This window comes from Actinotignum vesiculae (assembly GCF_051267215.1).
GTDB lineage: Bacteria > Actinomycetota > Actinomycetes > Actinomycetales > Actinomycetaceae > Actinotignum > Actinotignum schaalii.
The window spans coordinates 1-1,542 of the sequence record NZ_JBOZGG010000027.1; the positions used below are offsets into that span (position 1 = coordinate 1).

The 1,542-nt window shown below is 55.9% G+C and carries 1 rRNA gene; it reads left to right on the forward strand.

The window, feature by feature from the left end:
• A 16S ribosomal RNA gene (locus tag ACRQHG_RS09340) occupies positions 1 to 1,453 on the forward strand; the annotation flags it as partial.
• Between the last annotated feature and the right edge of the window lie 89 nt (positions 1,454 to 1,542).

The following is a 1,542-nucleotide window of genomic DNA, read 5'->3' on the forward strand; positions in this document are numbered from 1 at the left end:
TGGGTGGATTAGTGGCGAACGGGTGAGTAATACGTGGGTAACCTGCCCTCCTTTTTGGGATAAGCCTTGGAAACGGGGTCTAATACCGAATATTCTGGATGATTCGCATGGATTGTTTGGGAAAGCTTTTGTGAAGGGGGATGGGCTCGCGGCCTATCAGCTTGTTGGTGGGGTGATGGCCTACCAAGGCGGTGACGGGTAGCCGGCCTGAGAGGGTGACCGGCCACATTGGGACTGAGATACGGCCCAGACTCCTACGGGAGGCAGCAGTGGGGGATATTGCACAATGGGCGAAAGCCTGATGCAGCGACGCCGCGTGGGGGATGAAGGCTTTCGGGTTGTAAACCTCTTTCGCTATCGAACAAGGCCTGCTTTTGGTGGGTTGAGGGTAGGTGGAGAAGAAGCGCCGGCTAACTACGTGCCAGCAGCCGCGGTAATACGTAGGGCGCGAGCGTTGTCCGGAATTATTGGGCGTAAAGGGCTTGTAGGCGGCTTGTTGCGCCTGCTGTGAAAACGCGGGGCTTAACTTCGCGCGTGCAGTGGGTACGGGCAGGCTTGAGTGTGGTAGGGGTGACTGGAATTCCAGGTGTAGCGGTGGAATGCGCAGATATCTGGAGGAACACCGATGGCGAAGGCAGGTCACTGGGCCATTACTGACGCTGAGGAGCGAAAGCATGGGTAGCGAACAGGATTAGATACCCTGGTAGTCCATGCTGTAAACGTTGGGAACTAGGTGTGGGGGGCCTTTCCAGGTTTTCTGCGCCGTAGCTAACGCATTAAGTTCCCCGCCTGGGGAGTACGGCCGCAAGGCTAAAACTCAAAGGAATTGACGGGGGCCCGCACAAGCGGCGGAGCATGCGGATTAATTCGATGCAACGCGAAGAACCTTACCAAGGCTTGACATACACCGCGGGGCTGCAGAGATGTGGTTGCATTTGGTTGGTGGTGTACAGGTGGTGCATGGTTGTCGTCAGCTCGTGTCGTGAGATGTTGGGTTAAGTCCCGCAACGAGCGCAACCCTTGTCTCGTGTTGCCAGCACATGATGGTGGGGACTCACGAGAGACTGCCGGGGTTAACTCGGAGGAAGGTGGGGATGACGTCAAATCATCATGCCCCTTATGTCTTGGGCTTCACGCATGCTACAATGGCCGGTACAGAGGGTTGCGATATCGTGAGGTGGAGCGAATCCCTTAAAGCTGGTCTCAGTTCGGATCGGGGTCTGCAACTCGACCTCGTGAAGTCGGAGTCGCTAGTAATCGCGGATCAGCATTGCCGCGGTGAATACGTTCCCGGGCCTTGTACACACCGCCCGTCACGTCACGAAAGTTGGTAACACCCGTAGCTCGTGGCCTAACCATTTTGTGGGGGGAGCGGTCGAAGGTGGGGCTGGCGATTGGGACGAAGTCGTAACAAGGTAGCCGTACCGGAAGGTGCGGCTGGATCACCTCCTTTCTAAGGATTTATTTCAGGAAACGTTATATCGGTAGGCCATGGTGGTCTGCTCGTGTTTGTTTTGTTTCTTGTTTGGGACACGTAAAAAG